General features: G+C 62.4%; 13 protein-coding genes and 1 pseudogene. 4 read left to right on the top strand and 10 right to left on the bottom strand.

From position 1 onward, the window contains the following. Positions 1-3 precede the first annotated feature (3 nt). From LDO86_RS05245 to LDO86_RS05235, 3 genes are read right to left on the bottom strand one after another with little or no spacing between them, the layout of a single operon-like run. Positions 4-1512 carry a sugar ABC transporter ATP-binding protein gene (locus LDO86_RS05245; RefSeq protein ID WP_224084343.1) on the bottom strand — a complete coding sequence of 503 codons (1509 nt, stop codon included), beginning with the start codon at positions 1510-1512 and terminating at the stop codon, positions 4-6. Between the two features lie 56 nt (positions 1513-1568). Next, positions 1569-2729: a substrate-binding domain-containing protein gene (locus tag LDO86_RS05240; RefSeq protein WP_224084342.1), complete on the bottom strand. Its 1161-nt coding sequence runs from the start codon at positions 2727-2729 to the stop codon at positions 1569-1571. A gap of 43 nt (positions 2730-2772) precedes the next feature. Next, positions 2773-3255 carry a hypothetical protein gene (locus LDO86_RS05235; RefSeq protein WP_224084341.1) on the bottom strand — a complete coding sequence of 161 codons (483 nt, stop codon included), beginning with the start codon at positions 3253-3255 and terminating at the stop codon, positions 2773-2775. 197 nt (positions 3256-3452) lie between these two features. Between LDO86_RS05235 and LDO86_RS05230 the strand changes: the two genes are divergently transcribed. Next, positions 3453-4520, top strand: coding sequence for a LacI family DNA-binding transcriptional regulator (locus LDO86_RS05230; protein WP_018770474.1), 1068 nt, complete (start codon positions 3453-3455; stop codon positions 4518-4520). 84 nt (positions 4521-4604) lie between these two features. Here LDO86_RS05230 and LDO86_RS05225 read toward each other — a convergent pair. The 5 genes and pseudogenes from LDO86_RS05225 to LDO86_RS05205 all read right to left on the bottom strand — a co-directional run. Further along, positions 4605-4793: pseudogene (locus LDO86_RS05225) on the bottom strand (2,3-butanediol dehydrogenase); the annotation flags it as partial. 145 nt (positions 4794-4938) lie between these two features. Beyond that, positions 4939-5760, bottom strand: coding sequence for a GIY-YIG nuclease family protein (locus LDO86_RS05220; protein ID WP_223994259.1), 822 nt, complete (start codon positions 5758-5760; stop codon positions 4939-4941). 208 nt (positions 5761-5968) lie between these two features. Beyond that, positions 5969-6799 (bottom strand): DUF3883 domain-containing protein, encoded by an 831-nt coding sequence (locus LDO86_RS05215; protein WP_224084340.1) that lies wholly within the window; start codon positions 6797-6799, stop codon positions 5969-5971. Between the two features lie 157 nt (positions 6800-6956). Beyond that, positions 6957-8012 carry a 2,3-butanediol dehydrogenase gene (locus LDO86_RS05210; RefSeq protein WP_224084339.1) on the bottom strand — a complete coding sequence of 352 codons (1056 nt, stop codon included), beginning with the start codon at positions 8010-8012 and terminating at the stop codon, positions 6957-6959. 15 nt (positions 8013-8027) lie between these two features. Further along, positions 8028-9827 carry an NAD(P)/FAD-dependent oxidoreductase gene (locus LDO86_RS05205; protein ID WP_224084338.1) on the bottom strand — a complete coding sequence of 600 codons (1800 nt, stop codon included), beginning with the start codon at positions 9825-9827 and terminating at the stop codon, positions 8028-8030. Positions 9828-9998: 171 nt separating this feature from the next. Between LDO86_RS05205 and LDO86_RS05200 the strand changes: the two genes are divergently transcribed. Further along, positions 9999-11285 carry a GAF domain-containing protein gene (locus LDO86_RS05200; RefSeq protein ID WP_224084472.1) on the top strand — a complete coding sequence of 429 codons (1287 nt, stop codon included), beginning with the start codon at positions 9999-10001 and terminating at the stop codon, positions 11283-11285. Position 11286: 1 nt separating this feature from the next. On the opposite strand, the gene LDO86_RS05195 is transcribed toward LDO86_RS05200, so the two are convergent. After that, positions 11287-11907 carry a DUF4230 domain-containing protein gene (locus tag LDO86_RS05195; RefSeq protein WP_141161293.1) on the bottom strand — a complete coding sequence of 207 codons (621 nt, stop codon included), beginning with the start codon at positions 11905-11907 and terminating at the stop codon, positions 11287-11289. A gap of 159 nt (positions 11908-12066) precedes the next feature. On the opposite strand from LDO86_RS05195, the gene LDO86_RS05190 reads away from it, so the two are divergent. Continuing rightward, positions 12067-13476 (top strand): hypothetical protein, encoded by a 1410-nt coding sequence (locus LDO86_RS05190; RefSeq protein WP_224084337.1) that lies wholly within the window; start codon positions 12067-12069, stop codon positions 13474-13476. 111 nt (positions 13477-13587) lie between these two features. Then, positions 13588-13782, top strand: coding sequence for a hypothetical protein (locus LDO86_RS05185; protein WP_224084336.1), 195 nt, complete (start codon positions 13588-13590; stop codon positions 13780-13782). 29 nt (positions 13783-13811) lie between these two features. Here the strand turns inward: LDO86_RS05185 and LDO86_RS05180 are convergent, their stop codons facing one another. Continuing rightward, positions 13812-16427, bottom strand: coding sequence for a DUF4268 domain-containing protein (locus tag LDO86_RS05180; protein WP_224084335.1), 2616 nt, complete (start codon positions 16425-16427; stop codon positions 13812-13814). Between the last annotated feature and the right edge of the window lie 132 nt (positions 16428-16559).

Raw genomic sequence — 16559 nt, 5'->3', positions numbered from 1 at the left:
TGGTCAGACTCCCTGGACTGCAAGTTGAAGATATTCCTCGTCAGCGATCTCGCTGCGGGGGATGTCACGGATGACGGAGCCGTCCTTGAGGACGAGGACGCGGTCACTGACCGCGAGTAGTTCGGGGTACTCGGACGAGATGACGATGACGGCTTTGCCGGCACTGGCGAGTTCGCGGATCATGTCCAGGATTTCGCTTTTGGTGCCGATGTCGACGCCGGCTGTCGGTTCATCGAGGATGAGGATGTCCGGGTTGGTGCCCAGCCACTTAGCGATGACCACTTTTTGCTGGTTGCCACCGGAGAGCAGCCGCACAGGACGGTGGGGGTGGGCCACCTTGACCGCGAACTTCTTGATCAGGGACGAGGACAACTCCTTGCCCTTGGCACCGTCCAGCAGTGGTCCCCGCTGAATCTGGCCCAGCAGCGGCAGCAAAAGGTTGTCGCGGACCGAGTGGTCCAGGACCAGGCCCTGCGCCCGCCGGTCCTCGGGGATGAGGGCAATGCCGGCGTCGATGGCCTGCTGCGGTGAGGCTAGGGTGCTCTTTATCCCCCTGATGAGGATTTCACCGCTGTGACGCCGGTCGATGCCGAACAGGGCGCGCGCAAGTTCGGTGCGCCCGCTTCCCATGAGCCCTGCCAGCCCAAGGATCTCGCCGGGCCGAAGCGTGAAGGAGATGTCCTTCACCCGCCGCCCGACGTTCAGGCCTCGGACCTCCAGCAGGGGTGCTCCCCCATGGGCCACGTCCGCCCGCTCGCGGTAGGCAAGTTGGCCTTCGATTTTCTTGCCAACGATGCCTTCGACGATCTGTTCGGGCGTCACCGCGCTTAAGGGTTCGGTCAGGAGCCGGCGGCCGTCACGGAGAATGGTGATCCGGTCCGCGAGCCGGTAGACCTCGTCCATCCGGTGGGAGATATAGATGATGGAAATCCCGCGCTGCTTGAGCCGGTCAATCAGTTCGAAGAGCGCTTCGGACTCGTGCCGGGCAAGGCTGGCGGTGGGCTCATCCATGATCAGCACCTGCGCATTCTGCGAGAGTGCCTTGGCGATCTCGGTCAGCTGCCAGTACGCGGTACCCAGCCGGGAGACCTCAGCCTGGGGGTCTACATCGACCTCCATGTCGGCGAAGATTTCCTTGGCCCGCCGGACCGAGGCCCTGTCGTCAATGAACCCGCCCGCACCGAGTGGCTCGGCGGCAAGGAAAATGTTCTGGGCCACGGTCAGGCTGGGTACCAGGCTGAATTCCTGGAAGACCATGCCGATGCCGGCTGCCTTGGCTTCCTGGATCGAGTTGATGACGGTGGGTTTCCCGCCGATGAGGATCTCGCCCGCGTCCATCTGGTAAACGCCCTGGAGGATCTTCATGAGCGTGGATTTTCCGGCGCCGTTACCGCCTGCCAAGGCGTGGACTTCGCCCTTCCGGACGTCGAAGCTGACGTCCTTCAGCACGGAGACGCCATTGAAGCCTTTGGAGATCGAACGCATTTCGACGGCATTGTCTGCGGTGTTCATTGTTGCCCTTTCGGGACCGTGCGGGGGCATTGCGGCCCCCGCACGGTCGGCTCTGGCTACTTCTTGTAGGACTCTTGGATGTCCTTGGGGGCGTCCTCGTGGTAGACCTGCTTCCAGGCTTCCAGGACGTTGGAGTGGTCCACGGGCAGTGCGCTCAGCGCCACGTAGGCCGGTGCCTGCTTGCCGATGAGGGCTCCTGCGGCCAGCCGGGCCTCAGTGACACCCTGGTCGAAGGGAACCTGGGCGCCGAGCCCGACGACGAGCTGGTCTTTGGCCAGCGCGATGGCGACGTTCTTGCCGAGGTCCTCGGTGGCGATCTTCAAGTCCGGCCGGCCCGCGGCGCGGGCGGCAGCCATGACACCTTCGGCCGGGACATCCCATACCGCCCAGATGCCGGAGAGGTCGGCGTACTTGCTCAGCATGGCGTTGGCGGCTGCCTGCGCATCACCGGCGAAGTCCGGACCGGCGATCCCCTTCTCTTCGACGATCTGGATCCCGGGGTATTCCTTGGTGATCGTTTCCTTGAAGCCCTGGTAACGCTGCTTGGTCACAAAGAAGTCAGCCTGGTGGAAAACAAGCCCGATCTTGCCCTTGCCGCCGATTGCTTTGGCCATCTGGTGTGCGGAGACGACGCCGTTTCCGTAGTTGTCGGCGGAAACGACCGAAACGTAGTCCTTGCCGGCGGTCAGTCCCTGGGGGATGTTGTCCATGAAGACGAGCTTGGTTCCGGCGGCAGCGGCCTTCTTGTAGGCCGAGGAGGTGGCCACGGGGTCGGTGGGGATGGACACAATGATGTTCGGGTTCTGTGTCATGACGGTCTCGATGTCCGAGACCTGCTTGTCCGGCTTGAAGTTGGCGTCCGTTGTCGCTATCACCTGGATGCCGAGCTTTTCGAACTCGCTCTTGAGGCCGTTGGTCTGGGCGTTGGCCCAGTCGTTGCCGCCGTAGTGCATCACGATGGCGGCTTTGGCATTGAGTGCCTTGATTTTTCCAATCTCTTCGGGCGTCAGGTCCGCAGCGGAGGCCGGGGACGGAGTTTCGCCGTTGGGACCCTTGCTCATGACCTGTCCCTTGATCTTGTCTAGGGCCTGCTGGGCCTTCTCGGAAACGCCGGCATCAGGGGCATTGGAGGTGCCCGCTGCTGAACTGCTGCAGGATGCGACGGAAAGGGACAGAGCTGCGGCCAAGGCCACCAGGGGAAGCCTGCGGATCATCATTGTTCTCCAGTGCTTGTATGGAATGGGTGGTGTGGTGTTTGAATCAGGCCAGCGCTATGGCGAGGGCAGGGGGAACCGGCGACAGGACAAGGCAGCCTGCGGCTGCGGCTGTGCGGACAGCGGCCGCCTTGTCGGCAGCCTTCACGAAGGCTTCCGCGTGGACCTTGTCTACGAAAAAGCCCAATGAACACGGCCCGTGGTGGGTTTGCACCCACCGCACCGCCTCCCCTGCCACCTTTGCCATGCCGCCGGCGGCCTGGACCACTGACCCCTGGATGGTCGTCAGTGACACAGGCGTGCCGGATTGGTCGAGGGAGACAACCAGGCTTGCCCACAGGGTGTTGTCATCGAATACGCCGATAACTGCCGAGGAACCGGCGGGGACAAAAGTGCGGACAGCTGCTGCGAGATCATCACGTGCTGCGCCCGTAAGCAGTACCTCAAAATGAGCCCACTGGGCTTCATCGACGTTCCGGAAGCTGATCCCTGGATTGAGTGAAAGAGCGGCCGCGATTGTGTCGCTCATACCGCTCACTCTCTAGTCCAAGTTTGCCTCGTGAACGTTTACGAAGCTTCCGTGAACGTTTACGGTAATTAGCGTAAACGCTAACGGAGCGCGTGTCAACGATCACATGGCAGGCTGTTGCGGGGGCAGGGACGTAAGCTTAAGCGGGCTCACAGCTGTCCCAGGCTCAGCTCGCACAGCGCAGGACAAGGAGAGGCATGGCAGGCATGGCAGTCCGCCGGGAGGGCAATGACGGGCCTCCGGCAGCGCCGTCGCGCAGGAAACCCACCATCAACGATGTGGCGCAGATGGCGGGCGTCTCCTTTGGCACTGTCTCGCGGGTCCTGAACGACGCGCCGGACGTCAGCGCCTCAACCCGCGAACGCGTTCTCCAGATCATCAAGGACATCGGCTACCGGCGGAACCGGGCGGCCACCGCACTGGTTACCAACCGCTCGACGTCCATCGGCATACTCTCCGACGGCTCGCCGCGGTTCGGCCCGGTGGGAACGCTGCTGGCGCTTGAAAACGTTGCGCGAAAGAAGGGCTTCGCCACAACGGTCATCAGCGTTGAGAAGCCCTACGAAGAGTCTGTCCAGGACGCCCTCGACAGCCTGGACGACAGCGGCGTGGGAGGGATCATCGTCATCGCGCCGGTTGTGGATATGGCGGCAGCCGTCTGGAACGCCACGTGCCGTGTACCGGTGGAGATGATCGCCGCCGGAGCCTCCTCGACCCCCAATGTCTTCACCTACTCGGAAAACCAGGAACTCGGAGCGAGGCTTGCCACGCAGCACCTGATAGACCTGGGCCATACGGACATCGCCCATATTGCCGGTTCCATGGACTGGTTCGATGGACGGGTCCGCAAGCGTGGCTGGGAAGCGGCACTGCGGGATGCGGGGCTGGAGCCGGGGCTGTGCATCGAAGGTGACTGGAGCCCCAAGTGGGCCTATGAAACGGGCCTCCGGCTGGTACGGGAGGGGAAGGTTCCGCAGGCCATTTTCGCCGCCAGTGACCACACTGCGCTGGGGCTGATCCGCGCTTTCACCGAAAACGGCATCCGGGTTCCGGACGATGTCAGCATCGTGGGATTCGACGACGTTGAGGGGTCTGACTATTTCCTGCCTCCCCTGACCACGGTGCGGCAGGACTTCAACGCGCTGGCGCTGATGAGCACCGAGGTGCTCATCGGTGCCATGGAGGGGCGGGACGTGGACCGCACGCCCATCCCGCCCACCCTGGTGGTGCGCAACAGCGCCCGCCAGGCAGCTCCCCACAAGTAGAACGCTCGCAAAGGGAAGCCCGACGGCGGCACTTGCGTCCCGCCGTCGTCCGTCCTTCCGTGCCAGGCAATCGCCCGCCGGTCCCTATGGATGCCCCAGGACCTTCACCGCCGTGTCCTTGTGGTTGATGAGGGTGTCGTAGCCCTGCTCCACCAGGTCCTCCAGCGCGATCCGGCCGGTGATGAACGGCTTGAGGTCCACCTTGCCCTCCTGCACCCATCTTGATGACGGCGTGGGGTCGCGGACGTAGGCGATGGTGCCGCGCAGGTCAATCTTCTGACCTCGGGCGGTCCCAACATTCGGCCATCTGTGGCACCGCGGCGGCTACCTGCCGGCGCCCACAGAGCGGGACGCTTCAAATGAGCGACACCTCTGCAAGCGTTTCTTTGCTGAAACGACGACGGTCGCTTTAACCCTTTTAGGTCGCGTCGAGGTTCATGCGCTCTAGCTCATCCAGCGTCTTTCCGGCAGCGTTCTTCCAGGAGGTCCTGCCGTTTATTGATCGACCCACCAGAGTAACGCCGGCGGCGGTGGGGCTATTGAACAAATGGTCCTTCAACAAGGTCAGCCGGTCACTCGTAATTTCAACAACTCCCTGCTCCTGAAGCTTTCGTCGCAGATTTACGATCCAAGCCTGACATCCGTTCGATTCCAAGGGACGGCCGTATGATCCGGCCTGCACCACCAGCCCCTCCGGGGTTAGAGTTCCCTTTCCCTCACATCCTGGACGGGTGAAGGAAAGGTAGTGCGCAGATGAAACGGCTGCTTGGAGCGGTACGAGGTTCGATTCGTGCTTTTGGAGCGGCTCCATCACGGGAAATCCGAGCGTCGTTAGGAGCACGGAGATGGTGTCCAGGTATTCGTTACAATCAGCCTCCAGTGGGGCCGGGGTGTGCCGGTTGGATGCGCCGTTACCGTTCATTAGCTTGAACCTATCGGCCCGGAGCGATTTGTCGATGGCCTGCCATTCCATGTACCCCACATGGGTGTCGGTCCAGGTATTGGTCAATGAGACGGCGACCAATGCCCGCTCCCAATAGTCCTTAGTCGCAGTGTGCTGCTTCAGCCGGCCGCCGACGTTTCCTGTTTGGCCGATGTAGCAAACCTCGGAGGCGTCCTCTGAGGCGCCGAAGAGAAAATAGAGACCGACTTGGGAGGCCTCCGGCATTTTGAGGAATTCGGTCAGTAGCGTTCGTGGGACGTCAAAGACGCGCACCGTGCGCGTAGTGATTTCAGCCATTCGGATGCCGGCTGGATCACCCTGGGGCAGATAGATCTGTATGGTTTGGGGACGGCTGATCAAGGTGTTTTCGTCTCATTTCGTATATAGGCTTGGGGGTCAGCAGAGAATCTTGCACCGCTAAGTAAGCATGGGAAACAGCCCATTTGACTGAGCGACGCCCTGGCAATCGGAATCCGTCCACGGACAAGGAGGTGCCCGGTGGTCGTCATGGCGCGTCGCCGGGGATAGTCCAATCAAAATCGCGGGGACGTAGTTTCCCGTCGTCCGGATTGAAGGGAAGGATCCTGAACTCTCCCGCCTCAGGGTCCACTTCGTCGTCCACAATTTGCATTCCGGACCATACGCCCATCATGCAGAGTCCGGGATACAGGCGGGCGTGATCGACCTCGTTGCGCGTGACAATAACCGAGTTCCCTCTGCTCTGGGTGCCTTTCGCTTCAAGGTAGACTCGATCAGTACCTCTGACCGCTTCAGCGTCGTAGGGACGATCGTGTCGGGTATCTGTAACCGTCCAGCCAAGGTCTCGGTAGTACCGCATCAAACGATCCTGCGCAGCGTTCTCAATCGTCTTGCGGACCTCGGCGTCCATTTGTAGCCCTTGCCCTTCAGCACCGGCTAGATCCCCCGCCTCAGCTAGGTCCGCGTCTACCTCGCCCATCTCAGGGTCCGGGCCATACAGAATTGAGTTCCTGCTGCCAGGCGCGTAATCGACCTGCGTTCCGATCAGGGCATCGTGAATGGAATGTCCGGCCGGCAGGACGCGGCCTATGAGAGCCTTCTTTGGCGCCCGTGTGTTACCTGCCAGAATCTCGTGATTCGGGTTCTTGAGCTTCGCAACCAGCACGACCCGGCCTTGGTAGTTGAGCGCGGCCCAACGCTCATCTGAGATACTCTTCGCACTCAGAAACCAGTCACCCCGATTGTTGGCCCAGAGCTGCTCCGGTGTTGCGTCAGGGTCATAACCGTACCAATCACGTCCAAGCGGATCATCGCTCTCCGCCGTCGTTCGGTCGCTGAGCCTGATGTTGATAACCATGAATCGAGTATCGCCGATCGCGCTGGCCACTAGTGTGAACCCGCCGGCGTCTCGCCCGAGGAATATTAGGCTGACGTGTGCTCACACGGCCATGGGCGAGGTGCTTGACCCCGGCTTCAAAAATCAGAGACGCGTGCCGGGCGTCCGCCCGCCAGCCTCACGGGTGCACCAGCACCTTCACCGCCGTGTCCTTGTGGTTGATCAGGGTATCGAAGCCCTGCTCCACCAGGTCCTCCAGCGCGATCCGGCCGGTGATGAACGGCTTGAGGTCCACCTTGCCCTCCTGCACCATCTTGATGACGGCGGGGTGGTCGCGGACGTAGGCGATGGTGCCGCGCAGGTCGATTTCCTTGAGCACGATCTTCTGCATATCGATGGTGGCGGGCGCGCCCCAGATGGACACGTTGACCACCACGGCGCCGGGCCGGACGGCGTCGAGCATGGTGTCCAGCACCGCGTTCACGCCGGCGCATTCGAAAGCCACGTCTGCCCCGGTGCCGCCGGTGAGTTCCCGCACCCGCGCCGGCACGTCCTCCTTGCTGGGGTCCAGGACGTGGTCCGCCACGCCGCTGGAGGTGGCCTTTTCCTTGCGCGCCTGGGTGAGCTCGCTGATGATCGTGGTCACCCCCATACCTTTGAGAACCGCAGCGGTGAGCAGCCCGATGGGACCCGACCCGCCCACCAGCGCGGTGTCGCCCGCCTTCACGCCGCTACGCGCCACCGCGTGGTGCGCCACGGACAGCGGCTCGATCAGCGCCGCCTCATCCAGCGGGATATCCCCGACGGGATGGACCCAGCGGGCGTCCACCACGATCTTCTCGCTCAGCCCTCCCCCGCCGCCGGACAGCCCGATGAAGCCCATCTGCCGGCACAGGTGGTAGCTGCCCGCCTGGCACATGTCGCATGTCCCGTCCACAAAATAGGGTTCGACGACGACGTTGTCCCCCTTCGCCAGGCCCGTCACCCCTTCCCCCACCTCGGAGACAGTCCCGGAGAATTCGTGGCCCAGGGTCACCGGGGATTCCTCGTGGGAGAGCGGGTGCGGTTGCCCGGGCGCCGGGCAGAAGATGGGCCCTTCGAGGTACTCGTGCAGGTCGGTGCCGCAGATGCCGCACCACGCGACGTCGATCTTCACCGCCCCGGCGCGGAGTTCCGGCTCCGGGATGTCCTCGATGCGGATGTCCTTGCGGGCGTGGAATCGGGCTGCCTTCATGATGGGCTGTTCCTTTCAGCGGGTGTGGTGGCTGGGCTGCAGTTCGTACACCGGCGTCTCCAGCCCCTCCATCCGGGCCTTGAGCTGCAGGGCCAGGTAGGAGGAGTAGTGCCGGCTCTGGTGCAGGTTGCCGCCGTGGATCCAGAGGTTGGGGACGTTGGTTGGTTTCCACATATTGCGCAGCTCCCCCTCCCATGGGCCAGGGTCTTTTGGCGTGTCTGAGCCGTATCCCCAGCATTTGCCCACGCGGTCCGCGATTTCGGGCGAGACCAGGTCCGCCAGCCACCCGTTCATGGACCCGTAGCCGGTGGCGTAGACAATGAGGTCGGCCTCCAGCTCGGTCCCGTCCGCCATAACCACGGCGTTGCCGGTGATCTTGGAAACCTGGCCTGACTTCAGCTTCACCCTGCCGTCGATGATCAGCTGGGAGGCGCCGACGTCGATGTAGTAGCCGGAGCCGCGCCGCAGGTACTTCAGGAACAGGCCGGAGCCGTCCACACCGAAGTCCAGGTCGAACCCGGCGGCTTCCAGCTGGGAGTAGAACTCCGCGTCCCGCTTCGCCATCTCCTGGTACACCGGCACCTGCGCCTCGGGCAGGATCCGCATGGGCAGCGACGCGAACAGCAGGTCCGCCTTCTCCGTGGTGACGCCGTTGGCGAGCGCCTTCTCCGAGTACAGGTCCCCCAGTGCCAGATCCATCAGCGATTCGCTGCGGGCGATGTGGGTGGAGGAGCGCTGCACCATGGTGACGTCGGCGCCGTGCTCCCACAGGTCCGCGCAGATATCGTGCGCGGAGTTGTTGGAGCCGATCACCACGGCCTTCTTCCCGGTCCAGTCACCGCCGCCGGGGTGCTGGGAGGAGTGCCGCTGCTCGCCCAGGAAGGACTGCGCCCCGTCGAACGCGGGGATGTTCGGGTAGCCGGAGACGCCCAGGGCGAAGACCAGCTGCTTGGGCCGCAACGTCACAGGCGCCCCGTTTCGGAGGACACTGACCGCCCATTCCTGCGTGCCGTCGTCGTACTCCGCGCCCACGCACTCGGTACTGGACCAGTAGTTCAGCTCCATGATGCGGGTGTAGTGCTCCAGCCAGTCGCCGATCTTGTCCTTGGCGGCGAAGACGGGCCAGTCGTCCGGGAACTTCAGGTAGGGCAGGTGGTCGTACCAGACGGGGTCGTGCAGGTGCAGGGACTTGTAGCGGTTGCGCCAGGAGTCGCCCGGGTTCTGGTTCTTCTCGATCACGATGGTGGGCACGCCCAACCGCTTGAGCCGCGCTGCGAGGCCGATGCCGCCCTGCCCGCCGCCGATGATCACGCAGTAGGGCTGCTCCTCGTAGCCCAGCCGGGCTTCCTGCTCCTCCTTGAGTTCCTTCCAGGAGCGGCGGCCACGGATGATCTGGTGGGCCACGCCCTGCTCGCGTCGGGGGCCCTTCTTCTCTTCGAAGCCCTTCAGCTCCTGCATGGTGGTGAGCAGCGTCCAGCATTTGCCGTTGCGCAGCCGGAGGTGGCCGTAGCCGCGGGCGGCGCCGGTTTCGAACGTGATCCAGGCTTCCACGGTGCCGTCCGGGCCGGCGCTGCCTGTGGCGTCCTCGGCGAGCGCCCAGTTGGCGGGCTGGACGTGGTCCAGCGTGGCCTGGAGCATGCGGCGGATGTCCGTCTTGCCTTCCAGGGTTTTCAGGTTCCAGGTGAACGCCACGAAGTCGCGCCAGTAGCTCTCGTCCTCGAAGAGGTCCAGCGCGGCGTCCACGTCGCGGCGCTGCAGCGCGCCGTCCAGGCTGGCCAGCCAGGCCTGCGCGGCGGCGGTGGGTGTTTCGGTCATCTCCACTCCTTTGTGTGCGGTCCCTCAGGTGGTCCGGGCGGCCCCCTCCCGCCGGTGTCCCTGCGGTATGCTGGGGCGGGCGTGAGCTGCATCACTATTGGAACGCGGCGGGGGTTACAAGCGCGTTACACGGGCACTGCCGGCAAGGACGCCGGCGGTGAGGAGGAGACGGTGGACTACGGCTTGAGGTTTTCGGACCCGGCGAAGTACGCGCGTGCCCTGCGCCGGGCGCACGAGCTGGTCATTGCCGGTGTCCCGCGCCCGGAGATCCCCGTGCCGCTGGCGGAGTCGTGGCGGCGGTCCATGGCGCTGGGCATCAGCCCGGACCAGCACAGCCCGCGGCACCTGCACGATCCGTCCGAGGTGGTTCAGCTGCGGCGGGAGCACCGGCTGCAGCGGGTGATGCCTGCGCTGCAGGACCTGCTGGCCGACGATTCCAGTTCCGGCCGCCACCTGCTGGTGCTCACCGACGCCACCGGGGAGATTCTGTGGCGGGTGGGCAGCCGGGAAGCGCTGCGCCGGGCGGACCGGCTGGAGTTCTCCGAAGGGGCCGACTGGTCCGAGGCCGGCATCGGCACCAACGCCATCAGCGAGGCGCTGGTCACCGGCGGGCCGGTGCAGCTGTTCTCCGCCGAGCACCTGGTCCGCACCCACCACGACTGGGCGTGCACGGCGGCCCCCATCACGGATCCTGTGACGGGTGCGTTGCTTGGCGTGCTCGACGTGTCCGGACCGCTGGACACCATCAGCGCGGACACGCTGCGGATGGTGCGGTGCGCCGTCCGGGTGGCGGAGTCGCTGTTGGGAACTCCCGACGGCGGCGCCTCCCCGGGTGCGTCATCTTCCGTGCGTGCGCCGCGGCAGGGTGTCCGCCGGGCTGAGGTTGCTGTTTCGTCGCTGGAACTGCTTGGGGACCGGCCCGCGGCGGTGTTTTCCAACGGAAGCCGGGTGCCGCTGACGCTGCGCCGGGCGGAGATCCTGGCCCTGCTGGATTCGCGGTCTCAGGGCTGGAGCGCCGAGGAGCTGGCTTACGAGCTGCATGGCGACACGGGCACGCCGCAGGCCATCCGGACCGAGATGTTCCGGGTCCGGTCGATGCTGGGTGGTGCGGTGGAGTCGAACCCGTACCGGCTGGCCGCCGGGCTTGTTGGTTGTTCGGATTCGGGGCGGGTGCTGCGGCTCTTGCGCGCCGGGCGGGTGGCCGAGGCGCTGGAGGCGTACACCGCTCCGCTGCTCAGCCGGTCCGGCGTCCTGGCGGTGCAGCTGCTGCGGGACCAACTGGATTTTGCTGTTGGTTCCGCCGTGCGGGCCAATGGGGATGCCGGGCTGCTGATGCGGTGGTTGTCCATGGACATGGGTGCTAGGGATTTCGAGGCAGTGGAAGCGCTGGGACGGCGGACGGGTCGCGGAGATGCGCGGTACTTATCGTTCCTCGCTTCGCCCGCTCTCGGCCGTTGATCTAGCCTGCTGTATCCCTCTCAAAGGAGACCTCGTACCCGAGCGACCCGAACAGACCAGTCAGCATGCTCTTGGTATTTTCACCCGCTCGCTGCCGCAGCTCAGACTTCTCAGCAGCGTTAGCCATATCCGATTCGGCGAGGAGATAGAGCTCTGCCTGCTGAGGTGCCGTGAACGCATCTACAACCCGGTCAGCGATGCCACGGTCCTGGCTGTAGACATAGGACCGTTCGTGGTCGATGTTGGGCTTATCGAGCTGCGGCTCGGGTAGTCGCAGCGTCACCGACTTGCCATCGGCAGACACCGTGAGGTCCTCTTTGGTGAGACCTGATAAGTCGACATAGGCATTGACAGTGCCAGCGGCCACAAAGAGCGTACGTCGTCCTGCGATAAAACCAGGCAGTCCGCCAGTGTCTTCCCTCTCGTCCAATAAGAGCTGAAAATCGCCGACCGCCGCGTGGTATTGGCTTACGTTTCTAACGGACTTCAGAAGAACGCTTCGCTCGCTCTTGCTCGCTAACGGACCGAATCCAAGCATGGTTGCCACGAGCAGCGCAGCGAGAAGCAAAGCTACCGCAGATGCAACGACCGCGACCGGTTTGAATGATCTGGCTTTGGACATTGGACCCCTTTTGCCGTGAAACGGCCTAGGTTCCGTTCCTCTTGGTTGCCTTCCAGATTGCTGTCTGGCTTATTCAGCCTCAGTGTAGTGGGACTCACCCATCAGGACGGCGGCGACACTTTCAGGAAACCCGCTCTCAATGTGGGACGATAACGACCGATGACATTTGAGCAAGGACCACGTTCTCGGATCCTCGGCACCGATGCTATCGCCGTCCAGGGCGGCTTCACTTTCAGGAGGGGACAAAAAGTGACTACTGACTGCAAAACACTCGTGCCGGTATGGACACTCGCTACAGAAGCAGTGGGCGTTTCTGACGTGCTGGGCAATGAAGGCCTAACGCCGGCTCGTCTGGCCGAGCTGAGAACGGTTCTGGCAACCCTGGCGAATTCCCCCATCGCAACGCTCGAGATGCATGCAATGCCGGAGACCCGCGACCGCAAGGGCGGCCTACCGCTTGACGTTGCAAGTCCGCTCGCAAAGCAACTGGCGCAGCTCGTAACGCAAACCGCAAAATCCGCTCCCCCCAAGGTGAACGTGGCCGAAACGGGAGAGGTACTTTACCGGTTGGTGGTGCCCGCCAAGCTTGCCGCCCAGGCCGGGCAAGGACTCGTTCGTCCTATGGCCGCCAAAGGAGTTGCAGGGGCTATTCATGGTTCCCTCGTGAACTCGACCGGAATCGTGGGTGCCGCTACATTCGTCCCTGTCGCAAGCGGAGCCGCAGCTGCAGGCACCGCCGGTGCGGCAACTGGTGCGGCAGCTACAGCCGGCGTGGCGGTTGCCAGTGCTGGAGCCCTGACGGTAGCCGCGCCACTTGTGCTGATGGCCGTAGCCGTTAGCGTCAGCGCACATGCCGAGCACCAGCGCCAGGAAGCGATTGAGCGAATCACTGTCCTCTTGGAGCAGTTGCACGAGGACAACCTCGATAAGGAGCGCAACGAGTTGGACGGTTGCCGTGAAGCGATCGACAAAGCGACCTCGATCCTCCTTGACCAGGGCCGGATCGGTTTTTCGCTCGGTCTAGATTCTTCCGTGCATGGTATCAACACCGCTATTGCGGCTACCCGTAGGCGGCTAAAGAAGTGGGAAGCTGCACTGGATGCCCTGCCCGGCGGCGCAGTCGAAGTTGGCGAACTAAAGAAGTCATTTCCCGGCATCACCGAGGAAGGCGGCACCTTCCGGGCGCAGTTGGAAATTGCCCGGCTAGCGGTCGCTCTTAAACGCCGGGTGCTTGTGCTTCAAGCAGTCGAACACGCCCAGCAGGACAAAAGCAATTCGTTCAAAAATTTCATCGGGGCGCTTCATGCCGACGGACGCAGCACCGACGAGTTGGAGTCGGGCATCAACCAGCTTCTGCTTCGACTGTCTGCCCTCGAGGTGAAGCGGGACGGCGGTTTCCGGCTTCCCGCATTTACGCCCGGCGAGGTAGACCAGCTGCTGCAGGCCGCATATCGACTTCGTGCTTTGGGAGACGGTCTCCAGGTAAATGACCACCGGGACGACGTCGCAATTGAGATTGAGCGGAACAGCGACGGGTCGCTCGTAGTTTTCCCTGCGGTCCCCGCCTAAGGTGTCGGTGCGCAGAGCGCTCATCGGTTTTGTGCACGTTTACCTGATAAGAACAGCCATCGCAGACATGGAGCAGACCATGGCCGGCAAGCAGACAAAGCCGCAGCCGCGATGAAGGACGTCGGACAAAAGGCTAAAGCCGCCACTACCAGACTTTACGTTCTCGCCAAGGACCCGGAGATGCAGGCCAAGGCCGAGAAGCTGCTTGTGGACGGGAAGAGAATTTATCGTGCAGCAACAAGCCCTGAAGCCAAAGAGACCTACCGCAAGGTAGCGGCAGTAATAGACAAGATGCAGAAGGAGTAGCAACGGGCACGAGCCCTGCTAGTTCATGATCAACCTTCCGGGGACTGTTGCGCCAGGTCCGGTTCCCACTCCAAGACGAGTTGCTCTTCCCCGACCCCTTGCAGGTCTCGGTTTTGCAGGTACTTCGCCAATACCTGTGCAAACTTGTCGGCCCTCGTCACGAGCCATTCCACAAGCTCCTGAAACTGTGCTTCATCAAGGAAATCACCGGGCCGCCTGCTGACAAGCTTGGAGGCCTTGCGGTCGGGCTTGTCGTCCCACTCCACCTCAAACCCTAGAGCGGCTTCGATAGCGGTGCGCTGGGCAAGTAACTCCCCGTAAAGACCCTTGTCGTTATTGATCCAGAATTGCGCGGTTACGAGCTTGCTCTGCGAGTTAACCGAAAGCGAGATGACAGCACGGGAATCCCCCAGGCTCACGTCATACCAGTTTTGTGGTGATGGTTTACGCCACGTCCTGATGTTGATTGCATTAGCGAGCCCGAAGTTTCGTACTCGCTCGAAGAAGTCCAGCTGTGCGTTCTTCAGCGCCACGTTGTTTCCCGCGCGAGCCTGACCGGTCACCCTATTGCGTCGTGCAGAAATCACATTCTCGTCGACGTCTAGACCTGCCGCGTTAGCAAGCTCCTCTGCACCCATAAATTGGTCGCGATCCGCGCGTCCTTCAGCATCGAATCGAATTCCTTCCTCCTCGAGAACCGCCCGTGGGTCATCATTGCGGCGGGGCTCGAGCCAGCGGAAACCAGGCGAGATGGTTCCGCCACTTTGCAGGACTCGCCAGGCGTTCGCTATCGGATAGCTCGCAAGTATTCCGGCCAGTGGTTGCGGCCAGGTGTTCGCCACGATGGCGACATCCCCATAGGAGCTCCATCGGCCGGCCGGGATCTCCGCTACGACCGCAGCAATTTGGCTCCGCAGAGCTGACGGCTCCTCGCCCACAGCAATAATGCTTTCGTCAGGGCCTGGCCATAAATCGATGATCTTCTCTGCCAATTCGGAGCTGCGCGCGTTGATCTCCTTGGCACCCCATGTTGCGTGCGTGGCAATCGCTTGATTCATCGAAACGCCGCTCTTAGCCAGCAACTCCCGCTTCTCGTGGAACGGCTTGTTGCTGAGCTCGCTGTTGTACCCACTGAGAGTCAGGTTGCCAAGGGTGTGTACGACGCGCTCATGCTCGTAATCAATGTCTGCGTCTGCGTCGAAACCCTCTGCGAACGCTTCCCGTACGGGCTCAGTCATAGTCTGGGGCAAGACATGCTCGATGGTCAGGTGCCTTGGGTCAAGGTCGACGATCTCCTTCGGGCGGTAGGCTTCTTCAAGCCACTGCAGGATCAGCTTTTTCTGTGTCCCACGGCCCTGCCAGTAGAAGGCGACAGCCCGGGCAGCCTCTCGGACCTGCTGATCGGTTGCAAAGTATTTTCGACCCTGGGACAGGTAGTCGCGTAGTGCCTTGTCGATGTCCTCGGCACCACTGATCGCACCAACAGCTTGGAGCAGTGTCCGGTTCAGGTTGGCGGTAGCGCGTCCGATGATGATCCGCCGCACGAAGTAGGACTCGAGATAAGTCAACGCGCGAACCACTTGGTCATTGGCAGCGGTGCCGGCGGCGCGTCGGGCGAGGATCTGCATGACCACGGGATACGCAGTGGTCGAACCCCACGCCTTGATTCTGGTGAGGCGCCTGCGAATCTCGGTATGTCTCTCCTCCGCAGGGTTGAGAATCGTAGCGAGCACGTCGCCCAATCGGGCTATACGAACTACCTCAGCCTCTACCTCGTCGATGGTCTTGAGTTTCTCGAGCCGCTTTTGCTGTCCTACGTATGTATCAGACTGTTTTGCCCGTTCGTCGCGTTGAGCGAGATCGAGCCAAAACAACAACTCGAGGTTTTCAGAGTCAAGCTTTTTCTCTAGTGGAAGCCAAATATTGTCATAGACGGTTTCTGCGCGGTCACCGAGCCTCATAAACAGGTAGTTCTTGAGCAAGTCACTTTGTGTCAGGCGAAGACCGGTATTGTTCAGGGACTCGAAGATGCGGTGTGCGTTGTCTGACGGTTCGGCGGTAACGACGACGAGCGCGAGTCCGCGGACGACGGCGGCCTCGAGCAGATAGAGGTCGTGTGGATCGTCTGGGTCGTCAGCGGCCGCGATCTTCGAGCGGAAGAATCGGTAGGCGTCGCCGATGGTATCCTCACCGCCGGCCTGAGGAGCACGGTTGAGAACAGCCATATAGGCGGGCCGGTCTGTCTGCGTCGGCATCACCTTGAGTGGCTTGCCCTTGTCGTAAACGTTGATGAGGTATTGGGCATCGATGCCGCCAGCTCGGTCAGTTTCCCCGGTTTCGATCAAGTGGTCCCGAAGTGCAGCCAGGAGAAGAGTCAGAGTGGTCAGGCGCTGCTGGCCGTCAACGACAAGAAACTTATTGACGCCGATAGCCCCGAAATCAGGGCTGCTCGCCAGGACGAGGGACCCGATGAAATGAGAGGCCTTCGGGTCGTCGACAAGGGTCCGCTCCAGCTCCACGACGTCTGACCACAACTGGTCGAGCTGCTTCTTCCCCCACGAGTACACCCGCTGATACAGAGGAACCTGGTACTGCTTCTTGCCTTCTAGAACGCCCGCCAGCGTCCCATTTTCCGCTCGAACCACAAGCGTCTCCTTAGAGTCTTAGTGCTTAGGGATGAGAATACATCGATCGAGTATTCACACCCCGCCCTGTGCGTCTTGAGGAAGGCTCGATGTGCTTGATTTGCTCACCCCTGCCAAATCATGAGCATGAAG

The organism is Arthrobacter sp. StoSoilB19, from assembly GCF_019977275.1.
GTDB lineage: Bacteria > Actinomycetota > Actinomycetes > Actinomycetales > Micrococcaceae > Arthrobacter.
The sequence above is the reverse complement of the archived record's forward strand: the minus strand, read 5'-3'. Positions and strand labels throughout refer to the sequence as shown.